The organism is Streptomyces sp. NBC_00090, from assembly GCF_045160815.1.
Lineage (GTDB): Bacteria > Actinomycetota > Actinomycetes > Streptomycetales > Streptomycetaceae > Streptomyces.
In genome coordinates this window covers 758,634-777,601 of sequence record NZ_CP108224.1, presented here as the reverse complement: position 1 = coordinate 777,601, position 18,968 = coordinate 758,634, and the positions used below count along the sequence as shown (strand labels likewise).

Annotated in this window: 17 protein-coding genes; 2 read left to right on the top strand and 15 right to left on the bottom strand. The window is 72.5% G+C overall.

Features of this window, described 5'->3' with window-relative positions; genetic code table 11:
* Window positions 1-63: 63 nt before the first annotated feature.
* From thpD to OG361_RS03365, 11 genes are all read right to left on the bottom strand, one after another.
* Window positions 64-963 (bottom strand): ectoine hydroxylase, encoded by a 900-nt coding sequence (thpD, locus tag OG361_RS03415; protein ID WP_384559671.1) that lies wholly within the window; start codon window positions 961-963, stop codon window positions 64-66.
* Window positions 964-1,022: 59 nt separating this feature from the next.
* Entirely contained in the window at window positions 1,023-1,442 is a 420-nt protein-coding gene (locus OG361_RS03410; protein WP_405851779.1) for an ectoine synthase, read from the bottom strand.
* A gap of 82 nt (window positions 1,443-1,524) precedes the next feature.
* Entirely contained in the window at window positions 1,525-2,793 is a 1,269-nt protein-coding gene (gene ectB, locus OG361_RS03405; RefSeq protein ID WP_405851778.1) for a diaminobutyrate--2-oxoglutarate transaminase, read from the bottom strand.
* Window positions 2,794-2,851: 58 nt separating this feature from the next.
* Window positions 2,852-3,400 (bottom strand): diaminobutyrate acetyltransferase, encoded by a 549-nt coding sequence (gene ectA, locus OG361_RS03400; RefSeq protein ID WP_405851777.1) that lies wholly within the window; start codon window positions 3,398-3,400, stop codon window positions 2,852-2,854.
* A gap of 335 nt (window positions 3,401-3,735) precedes the next feature.
* Entirely contained in the window at window positions 3,736-4,896 is a 1,161-nt protein-coding gene (locus OG361_RS03395) for an oxygenase MpaB family protein (protein WP_405851776.1), read from the bottom strand.
* A 53-nt stretch (window positions 4,897-4,949) separates the two neighbouring features.
* A complete protein-coding gene (locus OG361_RS03390; RefSeq protein ID WP_405851774.1) occupies window positions 4,950-6,005 on the bottom strand; it encodes a polyprenyl synthetase family protein in 1,056 nt (351 codons plus the stop codon).
* Window positions 5,995-6,273: a polyprenyl synthetase gene (locus OG361_RS03385; RefSeq protein WP_405851773.1), complete on the bottom strand. Its 279-nt coding sequence runs from the start codon at window positions 6,271-6,273 to the stop codon at window positions 5,995-5,997. The genes OG361_RS03390 and OG361_RS03385 overlap by 11 nt, the downstream gene beginning before the upstream one ends.
* A gap of 229 nt (window positions 6,274-6,502) precedes the next feature.
* The gene (locus OG361_RS03380; RefSeq protein WP_405851772.1) at window positions 6,503-8,743 is read right to left on the bottom strand and encodes an MMPL family transporter; all 2,241 of its coding nucleotides are present in this window, start codon (window positions 8,741-8,743) and stop codon (window positions 6,503-6,505) included.
* A gap of 163 nt (window positions 8,744-8,906) precedes the next feature.
* Entirely contained in the window at window positions 8,907-9,413 is a 507-nt protein-coding gene (locus OG361_RS03375; protein ID WP_405851771.1) for a hypothetical protein, read from the bottom strand.
* Window positions 9,414-9,639: 226 nt separating this feature from the next.
* Window positions 9,640-10,182: a hypothetical protein gene (locus tag OG361_RS03370; protein WP_405851770.1), complete on the bottom strand. Its 543-nt coding sequence runs from the start codon at window positions 10,180-10,182 to the stop codon at window positions 9,640-9,642.
* Between the two features lie 112 nt (window positions 10,183-10,294).
* Complete coding sequence (locus tag OG361_RS03365; protein ID WP_405851769.1) at window positions 10,295-11,641, bottom strand: (2,3-dihydroxybenzoyl)adenylate synthase; 1,347 nt, start codon at window positions 11,639-11,641, stop codon at window positions 10,295-10,297.
* Between the two features lie 221 nt (window positions 11,642-11,862).
* Between OG361_RS03365 and bla the strand changes: the two genes are divergently transcribed.
* A complete protein-coding gene (gene bla, locus OG361_RS03360) occupies window positions 11,863-12,834 on the top strand; it encodes a class A beta-lactamase (protein WP_405851768.1) in 972 nt (323 codons plus the stop codon).
* 302 nt (window positions 12,835-13,136) lie between these two features.
* On the opposite strand, the gene OG361_RS03355 is transcribed toward bla, so the two are convergent.
* The 3 genes from OG361_RS03355 to OG361_RS03345 form a co-directional block, all read right to left on the bottom strand.
* Entirely contained in the window at window positions 13,137-14,282 is a 1,146-nt protein-coding gene (locus OG361_RS03355) for an AI-2E family transporter (RefSeq protein ID WP_405862041.1), read from the bottom strand.
* Between the two features lie 157 nt (window positions 14,283-14,439).
* Complete coding sequence (locus OG361_RS03350) at window positions 14,440-14,910, bottom strand: peptidase inhibitor family I36 protein (RefSeq protein WP_405851767.1); 471 nt, start codon at window positions 14,908-14,910, stop codon at window positions 14,440-14,442.
* Window positions 14,911-15,032: 122 nt separating this feature from the next.
* Entirely contained in the window at window positions 15,033-15,968 is a 936-nt protein-coding gene (locus tag OG361_RS03345) for a hypothetical protein (RefSeq protein ID WP_405851766.1), read from the bottom strand.
* A 500-nt stretch (window positions 15,969-16,468) separates the two neighbouring features.
* Between OG361_RS03345 and OG361_RS03340 the strand changes: the two genes are divergently transcribed.
* Window positions 16,469-17,995 carry a family 43 glycosylhydrolase gene (locus OG361_RS03340; RefSeq protein WP_405851765.1) on the top strand — a complete coding sequence of 509 codons (1,527 nt, stop codon included), beginning with the start codon at window positions 16,469-16,471 and terminating at the stop codon, window positions 17,993-17,995.
* 30 nt (window positions 17,996-18,025) lie between these two features.
* Here OG361_RS03340 and OG361_RS03335 read toward each other — a convergent pair whose 3' ends face one another.
* Complete coding sequence (locus tag OG361_RS03335) at window positions 18,026-18,922, bottom strand: helix-turn-helix domain-containing protein (protein ID WP_405851764.1); 897 nt, start codon at window positions 18,920-18,922, stop codon at window positions 18,026-18,028.
* Window positions 18,923-18,968 lie beyond the last annotated feature (46 nt).

Genomic DNA, 18,968 nt, shown 5'->3' with positions numbered 1-18,968 from the left:
GCGGATTCGGGTGCGGGTTCGGGTGCGGGTGGGCGTGCCCGTACGGGTGCGGCCCGGCCGCGGTCATCCGATCGGCGTCACGTCGGGGGCGGCGATGAACGACGGGCGGCGGACGGGCGCCGCGAAGGGCAGTTCCGGTGCGTTCTCCACGCTGTTGAAGACGAGGAAGACGTTGCTCCGGGGGAACGGGGTGATGTTGTCGCCCGATCCGTGCAGGGCGTTGCAGTCGAACCAGACGGCGGACCCGGCCTCGCCGGTGAAGTGCTCGATCCCGCAGGCCTCGGCGAAGGTGGTGAGAGCCTTGCGCGAGGGCGTTCCGGCGTCCTGCATCCGGAGCGACTTCTTGTAGTTGTCCTTCGGGGTCTCGCCCGCGCAGCCGAGGAAGGTGCGGTGCGAGCCCGGCATGATCATGAGACTGCCGTTGGTCGTGAAGTTCGGCGTCAGCGCGAGCGACACCGAGACCGTCCGCATCTGCGGCAGGCCGTCCTCGGCGTGCCAGGTCTCGAAGTCCGAGTGCCAGTCGAAGCCGCTGGCGCCGAACCCGGGCTTCACGTTGATCCGGGACTGGTGGACGTAGACGTCGGAGCCGAGGATCTGCCGGGCCCGGTCCACGAGGCGCGGGTCGGCCGCGAGCCGGGCGAACACCTCGCTGATCCTGTGCACCTCGAAGACGGAACGGATCTCCTGCGAGCGGGGCTCGACGATCGCCCGCTCGTCCTCCCGGACCCGTGGATCGGCGACCAGACGGTCCAGCTCGGCGCGCAGCTCGCCCACCTCGTCGGGGGTGACGAGCGCGTCGACCGAGAGGAAGCCGTCGCGGTCGTACTCCTCCAGCTCCCGGGGCCAGAACGGCCCCGGCGTACCGGGCTCGGACCAGACGACGGGGTCCTTGCGGTCGACGAGTACTTCTTCGGCGCCGCGGGTGGGGTAGGCGTCGAGGGGACGGGCGGGTGCGGAGGTCATGGATGTCTGCCTTTCCTGTGGGTACGGGCGGGCTCGCGCCGTGGGCCGGGCGTCGTGGGTCAGCCGCCGTGCGGTGCGGTGAGAGGCGGCTCGGTGAGGAGCGGGTAGACGCCGTTCTCGTCGTGGTCCTCGCGGCCGGTGACCGGGGGGTTGAAGACGCACAGGCAGCGGAACTCCTCCTTGACCTTGAGCGTGTGGCGCTCGTGGCCGTCGAGGAGGTACATGGTTCCGGGGGTGATCGTGTACGCCGTGCCGGTCTCGTGGTCGGTGAGCTCGGCCTCGCCGGCGGTGCAGACGACCGCCTCGACGTGGTTCGCGTACCACATCGTCGTCTCGGTGCCGGTGTGGAGCACCGTCTCGTGGAGGGAGAAGCCGACCCGCTCGCGGGCGAGGACGATGCGCTTGCTCTCCCACGTGCCCGACGCGGCCTTCACGTGCCGATCGGTGTTCTCCAGCTCGTCGAAGGAGCGGACGATCATGGGGTCTGCCTTTCTGCGGGTGTGACTCAGGCGGTGTGGCTCAGGCGGTGTGACTCGGACGGTGTGACTCAGGTGGTGCGGCTCAGGCGGTGTGGCGGACGGCGCGAGCGAGGATGCCGAGGCCCTCGTCCAGCTCGTCGTCGGTGACCGTCAGCGGCGGAAGCAGCTTGACCACCTGGCTGCGGGGGCCCGAGGTCTCCAGGAGGAGCCCGAGTTCGAAGGCGCGGCGGCAGACCGCCTCGGCGCGCCCCTCGTGCGTGAACTCCAGTCCCCATACGAGCCCCCTGCCCCGGACGGACATGCCCAGTCGTTCGTGGCCGGCGGAGAGCTCGTGCAGCGCACCCTCGACGCGGTCGGCTCGCTGGAGGGTGCGGTCCCGCAGGGTGTTGTCGCGCCAGTAGGTGTCGAGCGCGGCGGTGGCGGTGACGAAGGCGGGGTTGTTGCCGCGGAAGGTGCCGTTGTGCTCGCCGGGCTCCCACACGTCCAGTTCCGGCCGGAAGAGGCAGAGGGCCATGGGCAGTCCGTAGCCGCTGATGGACTTGGAGAGGGTGACGATGTCCGGGGTGATGCCGGCCTCCTCGAAGGAGAAGAAGTCGCCGGTGCGTCCGCAGCCCATCTGGATGTCGTCGACGATGAGCAGCATGTCGCGGCGGCGGCACAGGTCGGCGAGGTCCCGGAGCCACTCGGCGCGGGCGACGTTGACGCCGCCCTCGCCCTGGACCGTCTCGACGACGACGGCCGCGGGGTGGTCCAGGCCGGAGCCGGAGTCCTCCAGGAGGCGTTCGAACCAGAGGAAGTCCGGGACCCGGCCACCGAGGTAGTGGTCGAAGGGCATCTGGGTGGTGTGCGTCAGCGGCACACCCGCCCCGGCGCGCTTGGCGGCGTTTCCGGTGAGGGCGAGCGACCCGAGGGACATGCCGTGGAACGCGTTGGTGAACGAGACGACCGTCTGGCGGCCGGTGACCTTGCGGGCGAGCTTCAGGGCCGCCTCTACGGCGTTGGTGCCCGTGGGCCCCGGGAACATCACCTTGTAGGGCAGGGCGCGGGGTTCGAGGACCGTCGCGTGGAAGGTCTCCAGGAAGTCCCGTTTGGCGGTCGTCGACATGTCGAGGCCGTGGGTGATGCCGTCGCCGCCGAGGTAGTCGAGGAGCGCGCGCTTGAGGACCGGGTTGTTGTGGCCGTAGTTGAGCGAGCCGGCCCCGGCGAAGAAGTCCAGGAACGGGCGGCCGTGCTCGTCGAACAGGCGGCTGCCGGTGGCCCGTTCGAAGACGGTGGGCCAGGCTCGGCAGTAGCTGCGGACCTCCGACTCGACGGTCTCGAAGACGGTCGGGAGGGTCTCGGTGATGGTCACGTCGTACTCCGGTGGTGGGTGCGGGTGCGGGTGGGGGACGGCGGCTGAGGAGCGGGGGTCAGACCGCCGGCGGGCCGATGCGGAAGAGGACTTCGGTCTCGTGGCCCGGCGGGGGGAAGTCGGCCGGGGTGAAGAGGACCTCGCGGGTCACGGTCGCCCCGTGCCGGGCGGCGTACGAGCGGAAGAGCCGCTCGGACGGCACGTTGTCCGGGGTGATCGTCGTCTCGACCCGGTCGATGGCGTGCGTCCTCGCGACCCTGGCAGAGAGGGCGTCGAGGAGCGCGGCCCCGAGCCCGAGTCCGCGACGGGACTCGGCGACGGCGACCTGCCAGACGAAGAGGGTGCCGGGCTCGTCGGGACGCAGGTAACCCGTCACGAACCCGACGGGCAGTCCTGCGTCGTTCCTGGCCACCACGGACGTGTCGGCGAAGTCCCGGCACCACAGCAGATAGCTGTAGGGCGAATTGAGGTCCAGCGCGCCGGAGTCCCGTGCGAGCTGCCAGAGATGGGGCCCGTCCGCCAGGGTGGGGCGGTCGATGCGGCAGTCCTCGGGCAGGGCGGGCGCACCATCAGGGGCAGGACGCGGTTCCGTATGAGCAGTGGTCATGGGCGCCGAAGCTACCGAGCGCCGCCGTGAACTTCCTTGGCGCGCACCCTTCCGGGGAGCCGGATCATGTGTTATGGAAGCGCCGTGGATTGTTCGCGGGAGGGGTGATGATCGCCTAGATGGCGATGGGCAAAGAGGGTCAGAGTGTGAAAAATTGCCCGTTTATAACGACGCTATAACACCGTTTCCCTGTCTCAAGTTCCCGTTGCGAACGTTATGGCATCGTCGGCCTTACACGCGTTTGAGCAGGGCAGTTCGGGTAAGGAATAGCGCTTCGCGTGTGTGCAGGCGTACACGCGCACCCGAGGGGCGGGGCGACCCGTCCGCGCGGGTCGTCAGGAGACCGTGGCGGCCGGCGGGGTCCATCGGGTGGTGCGGGGGACCGTGCCGGCGACGCCGTACTCCTTCTTGAGCTGCTCGGGGATCGCGTAGTGCATGACGCGTCCGCGGGTGAGGGAGGACAGTTCGAGGACGGTGGTGAGGTGGCCGAGTCGGTCCAGGGCCCACGCTCCGAGCGGGGAGCGGTCCTCGATCGTCTCGAGTACGCCGAGGAGGTGGGGCACTGCCTTGACGGCGGTGTCCCACGGTGTGCGCGGCACGCGGAGCCAGTCGGCGCAGGTGTCGCCGATGAGGTGGCGGACGAGTGCGGAGACGATCGGGTCGAAGAGGGTGCCGGGCACCACCTCCTCGTACAGGTCGATGAGCCGGCGGGTCAGGTGCGCGCCCTCCTCGGAGGGCCCCATGTGCCGGACCATGTAGAGGTCGAGGAACCGGCGGGCGTCGTCCAGGGTCTCGGGGACGGCGTCCTGGTCGACGCCGAGCATGGCACCGACGACGCGCCAGGCGTAGTAGTACGCCTCCGCGCCCTCCGTCGACATGTGGATGCCGAGTCGGTGGAGGCTGTCCAGCACGACCAGGGAGAAGAACATCTGCCCGCCGATCATGTCCTCCTGGCAGATCGGTGTGCCGAGCGCTTCGGAGTCCCAGCGGTCCTCGCGGATGAGGTGGTGGCGGATGGAGGCGTGCAGGAGGCGGACCTTCTGGGCGGCGGGGATGAAGCGGCTGCCGGCCTCGAACGCGTCGGGCCGCATCAGGTAGACGGTGAACTGGCCGGTCTCCGCCATGCGTGTGGACGGGTAGTTCAGCCCGTGGGTGGTCGACAGCAGCTTCGCCACGTGCGGGACGAGGTAGCAGGCGGGCATGGAGGCGAAGGACAGCGCGGTGGAGATGTGCACGTTGTTGTCGATGAAGAACAGCCGGGCCTTCTCCATCTCCGACCAGTCCACCCACGCGGGCGGGACGCGGGTGGACTCCAGGTACTCGCGCGCCACGTCCGGCAGACCGTCCGGCAGGGGAGCGTCGACGGTGGAGACGTAGCGCATCAGGCTGTTGAACGTGCCCACCTCCCCGCGTTCGAAGAGCGCGGCGACGGTGGCGTCGGCGAGTTCGTCACCGGATCGCCGCAGGGCGTCCATCGATGCCTCGGTACGGGTCATGGCAGGGCTCCTTGTCGTGATGGTCGGGGTAGGCGGGGATCAGGGCAGGCGGATCAGGACAGGCGGACCGCGGCCGACCGCGTCAGCGCGGTCAGCGCGGCCTCGGCGTGCGCCGGTACGTCCAGTCCGCGGAGGGCGTCGAGCGCCTCCTCGATCCGTGAGCGGATCATGGACTCGACACGGTCGGGGGCCCTCAGCCGGCGCATCACCTCGCGCACCGCGTCCAGACCCGCCCCGTCCAGGTCACTCCGGCCCATCAGGGCGCTCAGCAGCTTCCGTTCGTCGTCCCCGGCGAGACGCCAGGTCTCCGCCAGCAGGGCCGTGGGCCGCTGTCCGCGCACGTCGTCGGCGTTGGCCTTGCCGGTGTGCTCCGGGTCGCCGAAGAGGCCGAGCAGGTCGTCCCGGAGCTGGAACGCCTCACCCAGCGGCAGCCCGTACGCGGAGTAGCCCTCGCGCAGCCGCGCCCCCGCCCCGGCCAGGGCGCCGCCGATCAGCAGGGGCTGCTCGACCGTGTACTTGGCGGTCTTGTAGCGGGTCACCTTCAAGGACGCCGTGGTGTCCGGATCGGCGCCGGTGCGCAGGATCTCCAGGCACTCGCCCGCGATCAGCTCGCGGGCCATCACCGACCACAGGGGGCGGGCCCGGGCGAGGTACGCGGCGGGCAGACCGCTGGTGGCGAAGAGCTGCCCGGCCAGCGCCATCAGCAGGTCTCCCACCAGCATCGCCAGCGACCTCCCGGCGGCGTCGGCGCCGGGGCGCCCCGCCGCGGCACCGCGCAGGGTGACGTGGGCCGTGGGCCGCCCGTGCCGCAGCGGACTGTCGTCTATGAGGTCGTCGTGGACGACCGCGGCGGTGTGCACCAGTTCCATGGAGGCCGCCGCCCGGACGAGCGCGTCGCTGTCCGGCTGCCCCACCGCACGCCAGCCCCAGTAACAGAACGCCGCCCGCAGCCGCTTGCCGTCCGCGACCGCCGCCTCCAGCTGCTCGGCCACCGGGCCCAGGAGCGGGTCGATCGCCGCGAACTCGTCGGCCTCCTGGGCGACGAACCGGTGCAGCACCTCGTCGACACGGGCCTTGAACGCCGCCGGTTCCCAGTGCTCAGACCTCATCGGCGGCCCGCCGAGCCAGCACGTGCTGGGCGAGGATCTCCAGCTGGGCCGGGGGGACGGCCGCGTACCGGTCCACCGCCAGCCGCCCGCGAGCCACGAGCTCGTGCTCGGCCTCGACCACCAACTCCGCGGCGTCCGAGCGGCGCAGCAGACCCCGCACCGTCCCCAGGGCCGAACCCAGCGTGCTCACCGCCAGATCGGCCAGCCCGGCCGCCAGCAGCAGAGCCTGGCCGTCCGGGCCCCTTCGTCGTCCCGCGTCCCGCGTCACGCCATCTCCCCCAGCCCCGCCATGTGTCCGGGCCGTGCCGGTCACACCCCGTCCGTACGAGCGTCGCGTCACACGGGGAGCGGGGGCGGAGGAACTCACGATCGAGTGATCGCCTCGCTCGACCGTGCGGATCACGGATCACGGCCACTCAAGTCCCGGCCGGTCGGTCGGCCGGGACTTGAGTGGCAGGTCGGCCGGCCGGGTCTTGAGTGGCCGGGCGGGCGGGCGGTCAGCCCACGAGGTGGTTCTCCCGTGCGGTCCGTTCCGAGGGGATCCCGGGCCGACGGTTCAGCTTCTCGCCCTCGACGTCGATGTTCGGCAGGAGCCGGTCGAGCCACTTCGGGATCCACCAGGCGGCCTTGCCGAGCAGGGCGAACAGGGCGGGCACGACGGCCATGCGGACGACGAAGGCGTCGAAGAGGACGGCGGCGGCGAGGCCGAAGCCGATCATCTTGACGAAGTCGTTGTCCTCCACGACGAAGCCGGCGAAGACGCTGGTCATGATGATCGCGGCCGCGCTGACGACCCGGCCGCCGTAGCGGAACCCGGTGACGACCGCCTCGGCGGGGCGGGCGCCGTGGACGTACGCCTCGCGCATCCGGGAGACCAGGAAGACCTCGTAGTCCATGGCGAGACCGAAGACCACGCCGATCATGAAGATCGGCAGGGTGCTCATGATCGGGCCCGGCTGGTCGACGCCGAAGAGGTCGGCGAGCCAGCCCCACTGGAAGACGGCCACGACGGCTCCGAGCGCCGCGGACACCGACAGCAGGAAGCCGAGCGCCGCCTTGAGGGGTACCAGCACGGAGCGGAAGACCACCATGAGCAGAAGGAAGGCGAGGCCGACCACCAGGGCGAGGTAGGGGACCAGCGCGTCGTCCAGGGTCCGGGAGAAGTCGATGAACATCGCGGTCTGTCCGGCGACCAGGATCTCGGACGCGCCCGACCGGGACGCGAGGCCGCCGGCCGCGCCGCGCAGGGAGTGCACCAGGTCCTCGGTCCTCGGGTCGGTGGGTCCGGTGGCGGGGACGACGGTGAGGAGGGCGGTGTCGCCCGACGGGTTGACGGTGGCGGGTGAGACGGCGTCGACCCCCCGGACCCCCTCCAGGGCCGTGCGGACCCGCTCCGCCGCGGCCTTCGCGTCCTCGGCCTCGACGGTGACCGTCAGCGGCCCGTTGAAGCCGGGGCCGAAGGAGTCGGACAGCATGTCGTACGCCTTGCGCTGGGTGGTGTGCGGGGCCATCGTGCCCTCGCCGGGCAGGCCCAGTTCGAGGCTCGCGGCGGGTACGGCGACGGCGCCCAGGCCCACGACGCCGATGAGCAGGACGGCGACCGGGTGGCGCAGGACGAATCCGGCCCAGCGGGCGCCGAGGTTGGGCCTGCCGCGGGCGGCGCGCTTGGCGGCCCGGCGCTGCTGACGCTTCGACAGCGGCTTTCCGGTGTGCTGCTTGCGGTCCCTCCGCGCCAGGACCCTGACGGGGGCGAAGCCGAGGAGCGCGGGCACGAAGGTGATCGCGACGAGTACGGCGACGGCGACCGTGCCGGCCGCGGTGAGGCCCATCTTGGTGAGCATCGGGACGTTCACCACGGCGAGCCCCGCCAGGGCGATGATCACGGTGAGGCCGGCGAAGACGACGGCCGACCCCGCGGTGCCCACGGCGCGAGAGGCGGCCTCGGCGCGCTCACGCCCCTCGGCGATCTCGGAGCGGTAGCGGGAGACGATGAACAGGGCGTAGTCGATGCCGACGGCGAGGCCGATCATCATCGCGAGCATCGAGGTCGTGGACGACAGGCCGAGGGTGCTGCCCAGCGCGGTGATGCCGCTGATGCCGATGCCGACGCCGATCAAGGCCGTCAGGAGGGGCATTCCGGCGGCGATCAGGGAGCCGAAGGTGAGGAGCAGGACGACGGCGGAGACGAGGATGCCGATCTTCTCGCCCGTACCGCTCATGGCCTGCTCGATCTCGACGGCGTCGCCGCCCGCCTCGACGGCGAGGCCCGTGTCCCGGGCCCGCTCCATCGCGTCGGCGAGACCGTCGTGCGCCGCGTCGGTCAGCTCGGTGGCCTGCGCCTCGTACGTGACGTAGGCGTACACGGTGGTCCGGTCGCCGCTGATGGCGTTCGCCTGGAACGGGTCGACCACGCGGGCCACTTGGGGCGCCCGGGCCAGGTCCTTGACGAGCTGTTCGACCTGCGCCCTGTGGGCGGGGGAGGTGATCTTCTCGGCGCCGGGGGCACGGATGACGACACGGGCGGCGGCGCCGTCCGCGCGGGCGTCGGGGAACTTCTCCTGGAGGAGGTCGAACGCCTTCTGCGACTCCGTACCGGGCATCGAGAAGGTGTCGGCGGGCGGGGCGGCGGCGGTGGAGGCCGCGAAGCCCGCGCCGACGAGGGCCAGGAGCCACAGGAGGACGACCAGGCCCCGCCGTCGGAAGGCGAAGCGGCCCAGTTGGGAGAGGAAGGTGGCCACAGTGGATGAATCCTGTCGGTGAGGCGGTCCGTCGCCGACGGCATGCCGGAGGCGCCCGTCGGCGACGGACCGGGACTTTGCGGGTGGGTCGGACTTTGCGGGTGGGTCGCGGCTTCGCGGTTTCGCGGCTTCGCGGGTGGGTCGAGGCTTCGCGGCTTGGCGGCTACGAGGCGGGGGAGGAGCCGTGCTCCGTGACCGTGACGGCCGAGGCCGGGCAGACGCCGGCGGCGATGCGGACAGCGGACCGCTGTTCCTGCGGCGGCCGGGCGTCGAGGAGGTGTTCGACGGTGATCTCCGCGGCCCGGTCCGCGAGTCGGCGCATGCGACGGACGGTGAACCTGCCCGTCAGGAGCCGTCGGAAGCGGGTGTGCTCGGGCGCGTCCATTCCGGTCATGTCGCCGACCGGGGCGGGCGGCAGCGGACCCTCGGGCCCTCCGGGGAAGGGATAGTGCAGCAGCTCGTACCGCGAGCTGAAGCGGGGGTCGCCCATGACGGATCGGACGGTGGAGTAGCCGGTGGCCAGCCAGCCGACGTGCCCGTCGGGGTACGTCATACGGGCCAGCGGCCGTTCCTCGCGAAGCTCCGCCAGTCCGGCGGGCGGGTCGAAGGGGCAGCCGGCGGCGCGCTGCGTGGGGAGCGTGGTGGGCTCGGACGTTTCGTAAGAAGGCATGGCTCTCCCGTCCTCTTGGCTTGGGTGGGTGTTGCGGGTGTTGCCGCGGGTGGCGCAGATGGCGCGGGTGCAGGGGTGCAGGGGTGCAGGGGTGCAGGGGTGCAGGGGTGCAGGGGTGCAGGGGTGCACGGGTGGCGCATATGGCGCGCGGCGCAGATGGCGTGGGGGCGGCGCAGGGTGGGTGACGGTGTGGGCACGTCGGGCGGAATTGCCGCCGAGTGGGCCTCTAGTGGGCCCGACCCCCGTGGCTCCGGCCGGGGTGGACGGCGCGTGCGGTGGTGGCGGGCCAGTCCGGTGCGGCGGGCTCCAGGGCGATGGCCACCGCCCGTACGAGCCAGGCGTTGACCGACAGGCCCTCCAGGCCGGCCGTGTCCTCCACCCGGGCCTTGAGGTGCGCCGGGAGCCGGAAGTTTATGCGCGCGGTGCCACCCTCGTCGCCGTCTCCGGCGGGTGGCGCCGATGGCGCCATGAATGGCGCCATCCGTGCCGCCGCAGCGGATGTACCCTCGTCCGGCACCCCGGTGGCGAGCGATGTCGTCACCACGAATTCGGGGTCCGTCCCGCGCAGCCGCACCTCCACCGATCCCGGCGCCAACTCGCGGGTGATCTCCTCCGATGCGGCGGACAGCGCGTGGAGGAGGGTCAGTCGAGCGGCCGACTCCAAGGGGGCGGTCAGTCGTTCGGCCAGTGCGCGCGCATCGCCCCCGCCGGCATGCGCGGCGACCGCGAGCTCACGGCGGAGGTGGTCGACGTAGGGGCTCAGGTCCATGGGAAGAGCATGGCACCATAGTGGCGCCATTGCAAGTCAATCTGGCGCCGCATGGCACCTAGTGGCGCCGAGTGGCATCGCCGGGCGGATCGCTCGCCGGCCCGGCTGCCCGTCACGAGACGTCCGAGAGGCGACCGGTCACCACCAGGTTGCCGTCCGGGGTGCGCCGCGCGAGGGTGCCGGTGCGGAACCAGCCGTCGGTGGTGAAGGAGCGCGCGCTGTCGTCGGGTGCCCGGTAGTAGCCCCGCATGGTGTACGGGCCGCGGGCGAGGAGCTCTCCGGGCTCTCCGTCGGGCACGTCGTCGCCGTCGGCATCGACCAGGCGGATCTCGTCGTCGGGCGAGAGCGGACGGCCCTGCGTGGTGAACACGGTCTCGTCCGGATCGGTGGGCCGGGTGAGGGTGAGCACCCCCTCGGCCAGGCCGAAGAGCTGCTGCGGTCGACATCCCAGTTCGGGGCCCATCCGTTCGGCGACCGCCCGGTCCGGGGGACCGCCGGCGATCTGCACGAGCCGCAGACTGCTCACATCCGTCCCGCTCGTGGGAAGTCCGTCGAGCCAGCGCCCGGCGACGGCGGGCGTGACCGACGTGACGGTGACCCGCTCCCGTTCGACGACCGGAAGGCACTCGGCGGGTCCCGGGTCCTCGACCAGGACGACGGTGCCGCCCACGGAGAGCGTGCCGACGATGCCGGGGCCGCCGAAGGCGAGGTCGAGCCCGGCGGGCAGCGCGGCGAGGTACACGTCGTCCTCGGTGAGCGACACCAGCTCGGCGGCGGCCCGGGCCTGGTAGGCGTAGTCGTTGTGGGTGCGCGGCACGAGCCTCGGCGGCGCGGTGGTGTCGCCGGAGAGCAGGAGGAACGCCACCTCGTCGGCGCTCTGCGCGGGCGCGGGACCGGGCGGGGCGTCGAGGGAGCTCAGCGAGAAGTAGTGGCAGCTCGACGTGTCGATCGTGAAGCCGCCGTACGGGTTCGCGGCGCCCGGCGCCTCAAGCGTGAACACCCGCCGTAGAAACGGCCCTTGGGCCGCGATGTCCGCGGCCATCGCCGTGTGGTCGAAGCCCCGGTATGTCGAGGGACCGACGTATCCGACGGCCTCGGTGACCCGCACGAGGTGGGAGACCTCGGACATGCGGTGGGAGACCGGGCAGAGGACGGGGACCACCCCGGCGCGCATCAGCGCGAACACGGTGACGACGAACTCGGGAACGTTCGGCAGCTGGACGACGACCCGCTGCCCGCGCCGGAGGCCGAGCGACCGGATTCCGGCGGCCGTCCGGTCCGCGCGTCGGTTCAGGGCCGCGTACGTGACGCGGGTGTCGCCGTGTACGAGCGCGGTCCGCGGTCCGTACTGCAGGGCCCAGCCGCGCAGCAGGTTGTCCAGGGTGTTGCCACGCCAGTGCCCGGCCGCCCAGTAGCGGTCGGCGAACTCCTCGGGCCAGGGGGTGCAGCCGTCCAGCATGGGTGTCCTTCGCTTCCTCGGGCGCCGGCCTCTGAACCGGAAGCCGTGACCCTGGCCATCCCATCTGCCGGTCCCCCCGCACGCAATGATCTTTCCCGACCATGGACGGTGAACTCCCTCGGTGAAAGGTCCAAGGAGATCGCGCGCGCCTGACGATCCCGGCGCGGATCTACGGTACGGATCTACCTACGGATCAACTGGTAACCGGAAGGGGAACCACCTTGTCCAGCACAGCACCACGCCCGTCGCGCCGCACCGCGCTCACGCTCGGCGCCGGTACCGCGCTCGCCTCCGCCCTCTCGTTCGGGGAGACGGCGCACGCCTTAACAACGGACCGGGACGGCAGGGACGGCCAGGACGGCAGGGACGGTCGCAGCGGCCGCGGTCGGGTCACCTCGCGGCTGCGGAAGCTCGAACGGGATCACTCCGCCCGGCTGGGCGTCTTCGGGTACGACGTCCGCACCGGCAGGTCGGTCGCCTACCGCGCCGACGAGCGCTTCCCGATGTGCTCGCTCTTCAAGACCGTCGCCGCCGCGGCCGTCCTCCGCGACCTCGACCACGACGGCACGTTCCTGGCGAAGCGCATCCGCTACACGGAAGCGGACGTCAAGCGGTCGGGCTTCTCGCCGAAGACCGGGCTCCCCGAGAACCTCGCCAACGGGATGACCGTCGCCGAGCTCTGCGACGTGACCATCCGCTACAGCGACAACACCGCTGCGAACCTGCTGCTGCGCGAGCTGGGCGGGCCGACCGCCGTCACCCGGTTCGCCCGGTCGATCGGGGACGGCGTCACCCGGCTGGACCGCTGGGAGCCCGAGCTGAACTCCGGGGAGCCCTGGCGCGACACCGACGTCACCACCCCACGCGCCATCGGCCGGACCTACGGGCGCCTCGTCCTCGGCGACGCGCTGACGCCCGGGGACCGGGAACGGCTCACCGGCTGGCTGCTCGCCAACACCACCAGCGGAGAACGGTTCCGCAAGGGGCTGCCCGCCGACTGGACCGTCGCCGACAAGACCGGCGGCGGGATGTACGGCGGCAACAACGACGCGGGCATCGCCTGGCCTCCCGGCGGCGGCCCGATCCTGCTCGCCGTGCTGACGACCAAGCCCGAGAAGGACGCGGCGCCCGACAACCCGCTGGTCGCCGAGGCCGCCGCCCTGGTGGCCGCGGAACTCGGTCCGAAGGACTGAAATTAAATGGGTTGAGCCCTCTTCCCGGTCCTCCTAGGCTGGGCGCACACGCTGAAAGGAGGTGATCCGAGAACATGGTTTCTTTTCGGATTCGTGAGGTGACTGCGGGCTAACGGCCTGCCGTCGCACGCACTTCGGTGCACCTCGGCAGGCCACCTGCCGAAAACCACGCAGTCACCCGACCCGTGGGCCGCCGGTGAGTCCGGCCGGCTCCCGTCCGAACTCGAGCGGACGGGACCAAGGCCCACGGGTCGTCTGCGTTTCCCCCGGCCGGGCCCGGCCCCGCCCCCTTCACCCGGGGGCTACGCCGTCACCGCCGCGCCGAGGGGCGACTCACCAGCGGGCGACTCGTCGACCGGCGACTCGCCGGTCTCGGGTCCCGGGCCGGGATCGCCGAGCTGGTCGCGCACGTACCCCCAGATCACCGCGATCAGCGCGGCCGCGGGGACGGCGAGCAGGCTGCCCACGATGCCGGCCAGGCTTCCGCCGAGCGTCACCGCCAGCAGGACGACCGCCGCGTGGAGACCCAGTCCGCGGCTCTGGATCATGGGCTGGAAGACGTTGCCCTCCAGCTGCTGCACGACCACGATGAGCGCCAGCACGAGCAGCGCGTCGGTCAGGCCGTTCGACACCAGGGTGATGAGTACGGCGACGAGTCCCGCGAACAGGGCGCCGATGATCGGCACGAACGCGGAGACGAAGGTCAGCACGGCGAGCGGAACCACCAGCGGAACGTCGAGGAACCACAGGCCCAGACCGATGAGGACGGCGTCGATCAGGCCGACGAACGCCTGGGAGCGGACGAAGGCACCGAGCGTGTCCCAGCAGCGCGCGGCCACGACAGGGACGTCGGTGGCGAGCCGGCCGGGAAGCTGTCGGCCGAGCCACGGCAGGAACCGCGGCCCGTCCTTGAGGAAGAAGAACATCAGGAAGAGCGCGAGGAACGCGGTGACCACGCCGTTGAAGACGGTGCCGACCCCCGTCATGAGGGCGTTGACCATGCTGCCGATGCTGTCCTGGAGACGGGCGACGGCGGTGTCCAGGGCGCCGCTGATCTGATCGTCGCCGATGTTCAGCGGCGGCCCGGCCGCCCACTCGCGCAGCCGCTGGATCCCTTCCACCACGCCGTCGGCGAGTTCACCGGACTGGGACGCCATGGGCAGGGCGATCAGGGTGACGAGGCCGGCGACGAGCAGCAGGAAGAGGACGGTGACCACGGCCGCGGCCAGGGCGGGGGGCCAGCTGCGGCGCCTGAGGAATCGGGCCGGTGGCCAGGTCAGGGTCGTGAGGAGCAGGGCCACTATCAGCGGCCACACCACAGACCACATGCGACCCACAGTCCACAGAGTCACGGCGGCCATCAGCAGGACCACCAGCGATTCGGCGGAGACGCGTGCGGTCGTCCGGAGCGCGGCTGCGGTTTTCGTCGAACTCAACATGGCTGCTATCCAAGCACCCGCCGGTACGAGCCCCCGCACGGCACTTGGAGGCGGCGGTCGACCGGCGGTTCCGTCCGCGCGACGGCACGGGATCCGCTCCCGGACCCGGGGCGCCGGCCCGGCGGGGGAGTCCCGCCGAGCCGGCAACCAACCGGTGGGGCTCACGTCAGCAGGCGTCGACCCAGAGGTGCGACCCGACGCTGTCGTTGACGAGCTCGCCCTGGCCGTGACCGGGGCTGAAGAACCTCAGGCCGGACGCTCCGAGGTCGGGAAGGGAGTGGCCCTGGTGGAGGCAGACCCACGAGCCGTTCCAGTCGGTGTCGCGGTAGAGCTTCACGTCCTCGGCACGGCCGGGGAATCCGTTGTTCCAGACGTCCGAGACCTTGTCGCGGCAGCCGGCCCAGTTGGCGTTCTCCTTGTTCCACCGGCAGTGGAACCCGCCCGCGTGGGGGTGCTCCCAGGCGTAGAGGAAGCCGTCCGGGCCGGGAACCGCCGCAGGGGCGGTGGCGGCCGGTGCCGTGACGGACACGGGTGCGGCGGCCTCGGGCACGGTGACGCGGGCGTCGGCTCCCGGGGCGGTCAGCAGGGTGAGGGCTCCGACGGTGAGTGCCGTCGTGAGGGCGCGGGTGATGCGCATGGTGTTTCTCCTTCTCGGATGGGATGGGATGGGTGGGACGATGGCCGGACCGCCGTTCGCGGCGCGGCCGGTGGGCCGCCGCGTGCGTGGGGCACGTGGCGGAGCAGAGGGGACCCGGCGGGTCAGGCCTGCGGGCCGTCGCTCAGGATCAGGCGGGCACGGGGCAGCGCGGCGGCCCTCAGCCGGTCCCGCGTCTCGACGTCGGCGCGGTACTCCTCGGCGAGGAGCCCGCCGTGGTGGGCGTCGAGCCGCCGGGCCGTGCGGGACAGCGCCGACTCCCCGGCGCACCGCACCTCCGCCAGGGCGAGGCCGATCTCGCGGTCCTTCGGGAGCGGGCGTACGGGGGAGAGCGCGGCGGCACGGGCGGCGGCCGGCGTGGCGAACGCGTGCCCGGCACGCCCCATGCACCGCCGCCACACGCCGAGGCTCTCCCGGTAGCCGGCGTCGGCGACGACCCGGCTCCGGAGGATCTGTTCCAGGGCCCCGACGCGGGTCGTGGACCGGAACCAGGCGCCGATGTCTCCGTAGAGCCGCCGCTGGGCCTCCGCGACACAGCCGCGGTCGCTGCGCCGCACGGTTCCGCCGCCCGGGAGCCGTACGGTCAGCCCGTCCGGGGAGGGGCCGTTGGCGGCGACCAGCGCCCTGGCCCTGCGGTCCTCCGGCAGAGCGGCGAAGTAGGCGCGGTTCGGATCGCTCCTCGCCAGGGCCTCCCGCTGCCGGCGCGGCTCGGCGCCGTAACCGTGCCGTCGGGCCCAGGCCGCGTCGTCGACGACGTACGGGAAGAGCGTGGACTCCGGCTCCCCGTCGAGCGGGAACACGCGGTACGTGAACCCGTGCCGGCCCATGCAGTCGCGCAGCAGCCGTTGCTCGGCGTCGTGCAGGAGCCGGTCGTCCGCGGTGGCCGCCACCGCGCCGATGGGGCGCACCGGGGGCGGCCGTTCGCCCGCCGGCGGCCCGTCGGGGCCCGCCGACACGGTGGCGGAGAGCGCGATCGTGGCGCAGGTGACCGCCAGGGCGGCGGCGAGGAGGGAGCGGCGGGCACGGCTGCTTCGGGGCATGGGGGATCTCCTGCGGTGGTCGGGGGAGCGGTACGGCGAGACGCCGGCTGAGCCGAAGGGCCATCGGGGTGGATGTCGGGGGAAGGTGCGCCGACGGTCCGTCGGTGAGGGAGCGCCGTGGCGCGGTGTTCCGGGGATTCGCCGTGCGGCGCGGGGCGCGCCGGACGGTCGGGACGTCCGGTCGAGGTGCTGCCGTCGAGCGGTGCGGCGGCCGGACAACCGAAGTCTGTGCCGGTCGGTGAACGGGCCGCAACCGTGTCCCGGGTGCTTCGGCGAAGTCGGGATTCCCCCCTCGCTGACCTGCGGGGACGTCCCTGTCCCGGGACACGGGCGAGCCCGGGACAGGGACGGCGGGCGGGTGGTGCGGCCATCGGCGTACGGCGCCGGACGTGACCTCCCCGGCCGTCCCGCCCGCCGCGCAACGCGACGGCGGCCGTGTCGTTCTCGTGGTGTGCCCCGCGCGTCCGCCGGGACGAACTGAGTGGAAGGAGAGTGGATCCGTGCACCACCGGACCAAGCCAGGAGGCGGACTTCTCCGCCGGGCGGGCGCGAGGCGCCGCCGGGCGGGCGCGATCGGCGGGTGGCCGGCCTCGCCCCGCCGCGGCCTCGTCGCGGCCATGACGGTCCTGGGCGCGGCCGCCTGCCTCGCCGCGCTCCCCGCCGGAGCCATGACACCTGATGCGGTCGGGGCCCGGGCGGCCGCACCCGAGTCGGTCCGGGTCCGAGCGGCCGCACCCGCGTCCGCCCGGGTCGGCTCCGCCGCGCCCTCCCCGACCGAGCCCGTCCTCGACCAGGAGTTCGCCGACCCGGACGTCGTGGCGGTCGGCGGGGTCTTCCACGCCTACGCCACCAACGTCCACGGCAGGAACGTCCAGCACGCCACCTCCACCGACCTGGTCCACTGGACGGTCGACGAGAAGGACGTCCTGCCCGTGCTGGGCGACTGGGTCAGGCCCGATCCCCCGTACGACGTCTGGGCGCCGGAGGTCTTCGACAACGGCGACGGATTCACCCTCCAGTACACGGCCCGCGACCGCGTCGGCGGACGTCAGTGCATCGGCGCCGCCCTGGCGTCCTCGCCCGACGGCCCCTTCCGTCCCGCCGGTCCCGGCTCCCTGGTCTGTCCGACGGAGGCGGGCGGCGCGATCGACGCGTCGAGCTACACCGAGAACGGCACCCGCCACCTGCTCTGGAAGAGCGACGGGAACTGCTGCGAACTGGACACCTGGCTCCACATCCAGCCCGTCTCGTGGGACGGCACCCGCGTCACGGGGGATCCGGTCCGCCTCGTCAAGCGGGACCGCAGCTGGGAAGGCGGCCTCGTCGAGGCGCCCACGCTCGTCAAGCGGGACGGCCGTTACGTCCTCCTGTACTCGGCAGGCGACTACCGCACGGCCCAGTACGCGACGGGCTGGGCGATCGCCGACACCCTCACCGGCCCCTACGTGAAGGGGGACGAGCCCCTCCTGACCACGAAGTCCTTCTCGGGGGCGATCGGCGGACCGGGCGGCCAGGACGTCGTGACCGGCCCCGGCGGCCGCGACCGGATCCTCTTCCACGGCCGGGGCACCGACGCCTCACGACGCGCGCTGTACGTGGCGGACCTCGGTTTCGCGGACGGCCGTCCGGTCGTCCGCGGCAGCAAGACGCTCCACGAGGCGGAGCTCGCCCGTGTGCACCGGGCGGAGGTCCGGGAGGCGAAGGACGCCTGGGGCGACCGGGCCGTCGGACACATCGACGAACCCGACAGCTTCGTGGAGTTCCGGGTCTACGCGGCCTCCTCGGGACCCCACACCCTGACCGTCCGCTACGGCAACGGCTCGCTGGACGACGCGGGCGCACCGGCCGCCGCGACGCACGGCCTGACGGTCAACGGCGCGGCCGCGGGCACCGTCGACTACCCGTACACGGGCTGGGACGCATGGCAGCCGCGCGAGGTCCCGGTGGAGCTGCGCGAGGGGTGGAACACCCTCCGCCTCTCGAAGGGGGACCGCTACACGGAGCTGGACGCCGTGCAGGTGGCATAGAGCCCCACCCTCACCTCACCGCGTCCCCTCTCACGCCCACTTCTGTCGTGCGGTCCGGTCGCACGACAGCACCCGCAGGCCTTCCGGGCTGTCGTCCAGGCAGCGTCGGGTCGCGGTGCTGCGGACCTCGAACGCCGCGTCACTCCCGGCGATGACGGTCCATCGCTGGGAGGCGGCCGGGCCGCAGGGCACGGTCCGCAGGCCGTCGGCGCCGTGCTCCAGGCACTCGCCCGTCGCATGGTTCCTGAGCTGCGTGCCGCCGTCCGCCGTGGTGCGGACCGTCCAGCGCTGGTACGGCATGCCGTTGCACGCGTAGGACCGGGTGCCCTTGTCGAGACTGTCGTCGAGACAGGCCCCCGTCGCGCGGCTCACGAAGATCCTGTCGTGCTCCCGCGCGGCGGACGCGCCGTGCGCGACGGGCGGTGCGTCGTCGGGTGCCGGGGCGGGAGGCCCGACGAGTGCCGCGCTCCCGGCGCCGAGCACCAGCCCGAGCACGGTCCCGGCCAGGGCCCAGGCAGCGCGGCCGCTCCGGAGGGAGGGACGACGCCTCGGCGCGTCCTCGGACGGGGAGTCGCCCGCCGGACCGTCGCCGTCCGGACCGTCGCCCTCCGGGCCGCCGCCGACCACGGGCGGCGGCTGTCCCGCGTCCCTCTGACCGGCCTGGACGGGTCTGCGCTGGCTCCGGTCGGCGGCTTCCCACAGGTGCCGGAACTCGGCAGGGTCGCCGCCGAGTGCCCTGCACAGGTCGTCCACGGTCGACCACGGCGGAACGGTCGTGCCGCAGAAGTACCGGGACAGCGACGAATCGCTGATGCGCACATTCTTCTCAAGGGCACGCAGCGTGCGACCGGAGCGCCGCTGGAGGTCGCGCAGCGCCCTGCCCAGCACCCGGGCAGGTTCCACGTCGTCAGGCCGGTCCGCAGCCATGATGGCGTCCTTCTGTTCGAGGCCGCACACGAGGACGCGGTCAACC

What these genes read in the sequence shown, in the direction of transcription:
- thpD (WP_384559671.1), bottom strand. Translation starts at nt 963, where the DNA reads ATGACCTCCGCACCCGCCCGTCCCCTCGACGCCTACCCCACCCGCGGC.
- OG361_RS03410 (WP_405851779.1), bottom strand. Translation starts at nt 1,442, where the DNA reads ATGATCGTCCGCTCCTTCGACGAGCTGGAGAACACCGATCGGCACGTG.
- ectA (WP_405851777.1), bottom strand. Translation starts at nt 3,400, where the DNA reads ATGACCACTGCTCATACGGAACCGCGTCCTGCCCCTGATGGTGCGCCC.
- OG361_RS03395 (WP_405851776.1), bottom strand. Translation starts at nt 4,896, where the DNA reads ATGACCCGTACCGAGGCATCGATGGACGCCCTGCGGCGATCCGGTGAC.
- OG361_RS03390 (WP_405851774.1), bottom strand. Translation starts at nt 6,005, where the DNA reads ATGAGGTCTGAGCACTGGGAACCGGCGGCGTTCAAGGCCCGTGTCGAC.
- OG361_RS03375 (WP_405851771.1), bottom strand. Translation starts at nt 9,413, where the DNA reads ATGCCTTCTTACGAAACGTCCGAGCCCACCACGCTCCCCACGCAGCGC.
- OG361_RS03370 (WP_405851770.1), bottom strand. Translation starts at nt 10,182, where the DNA reads ATGGACCTGAGCCCCTACGTCGACCACCTCCGCCGTGAGCTCGCGGTC.
- OG361_RS03365 (WP_405851769.1), bottom strand. Translation starts at nt 11,641, where the DNA reads ATGCTGGACGGCTGCACCCCCTGGCCCGAGGAGTTCGCCGACCGCTAC.
- OG361_RS03350 (WP_405851767.1), bottom strand. Translation starts at nt 14,910, where the DNA reads ATGCGCATCACCCGCGCCCTCACGACGGCACTCACCGTCGGAGCCCTC.
- OG361_RS03345 (WP_405851766.1), bottom strand. Translation starts at nt 15,968, where the DNA reads ATGCCCCGAAGCAGCCGTGCCCGCCGCTCCCTCCTCGCCGCCGCCCTG.
- OG361_RS03335 (WP_405851764.1), bottom strand. Translation starts at nt 18,922, where the DNA reads ATGGCTGCGGACCGGCCTGACGACGTGGAACCTGCCCGGGTGCTGGGC.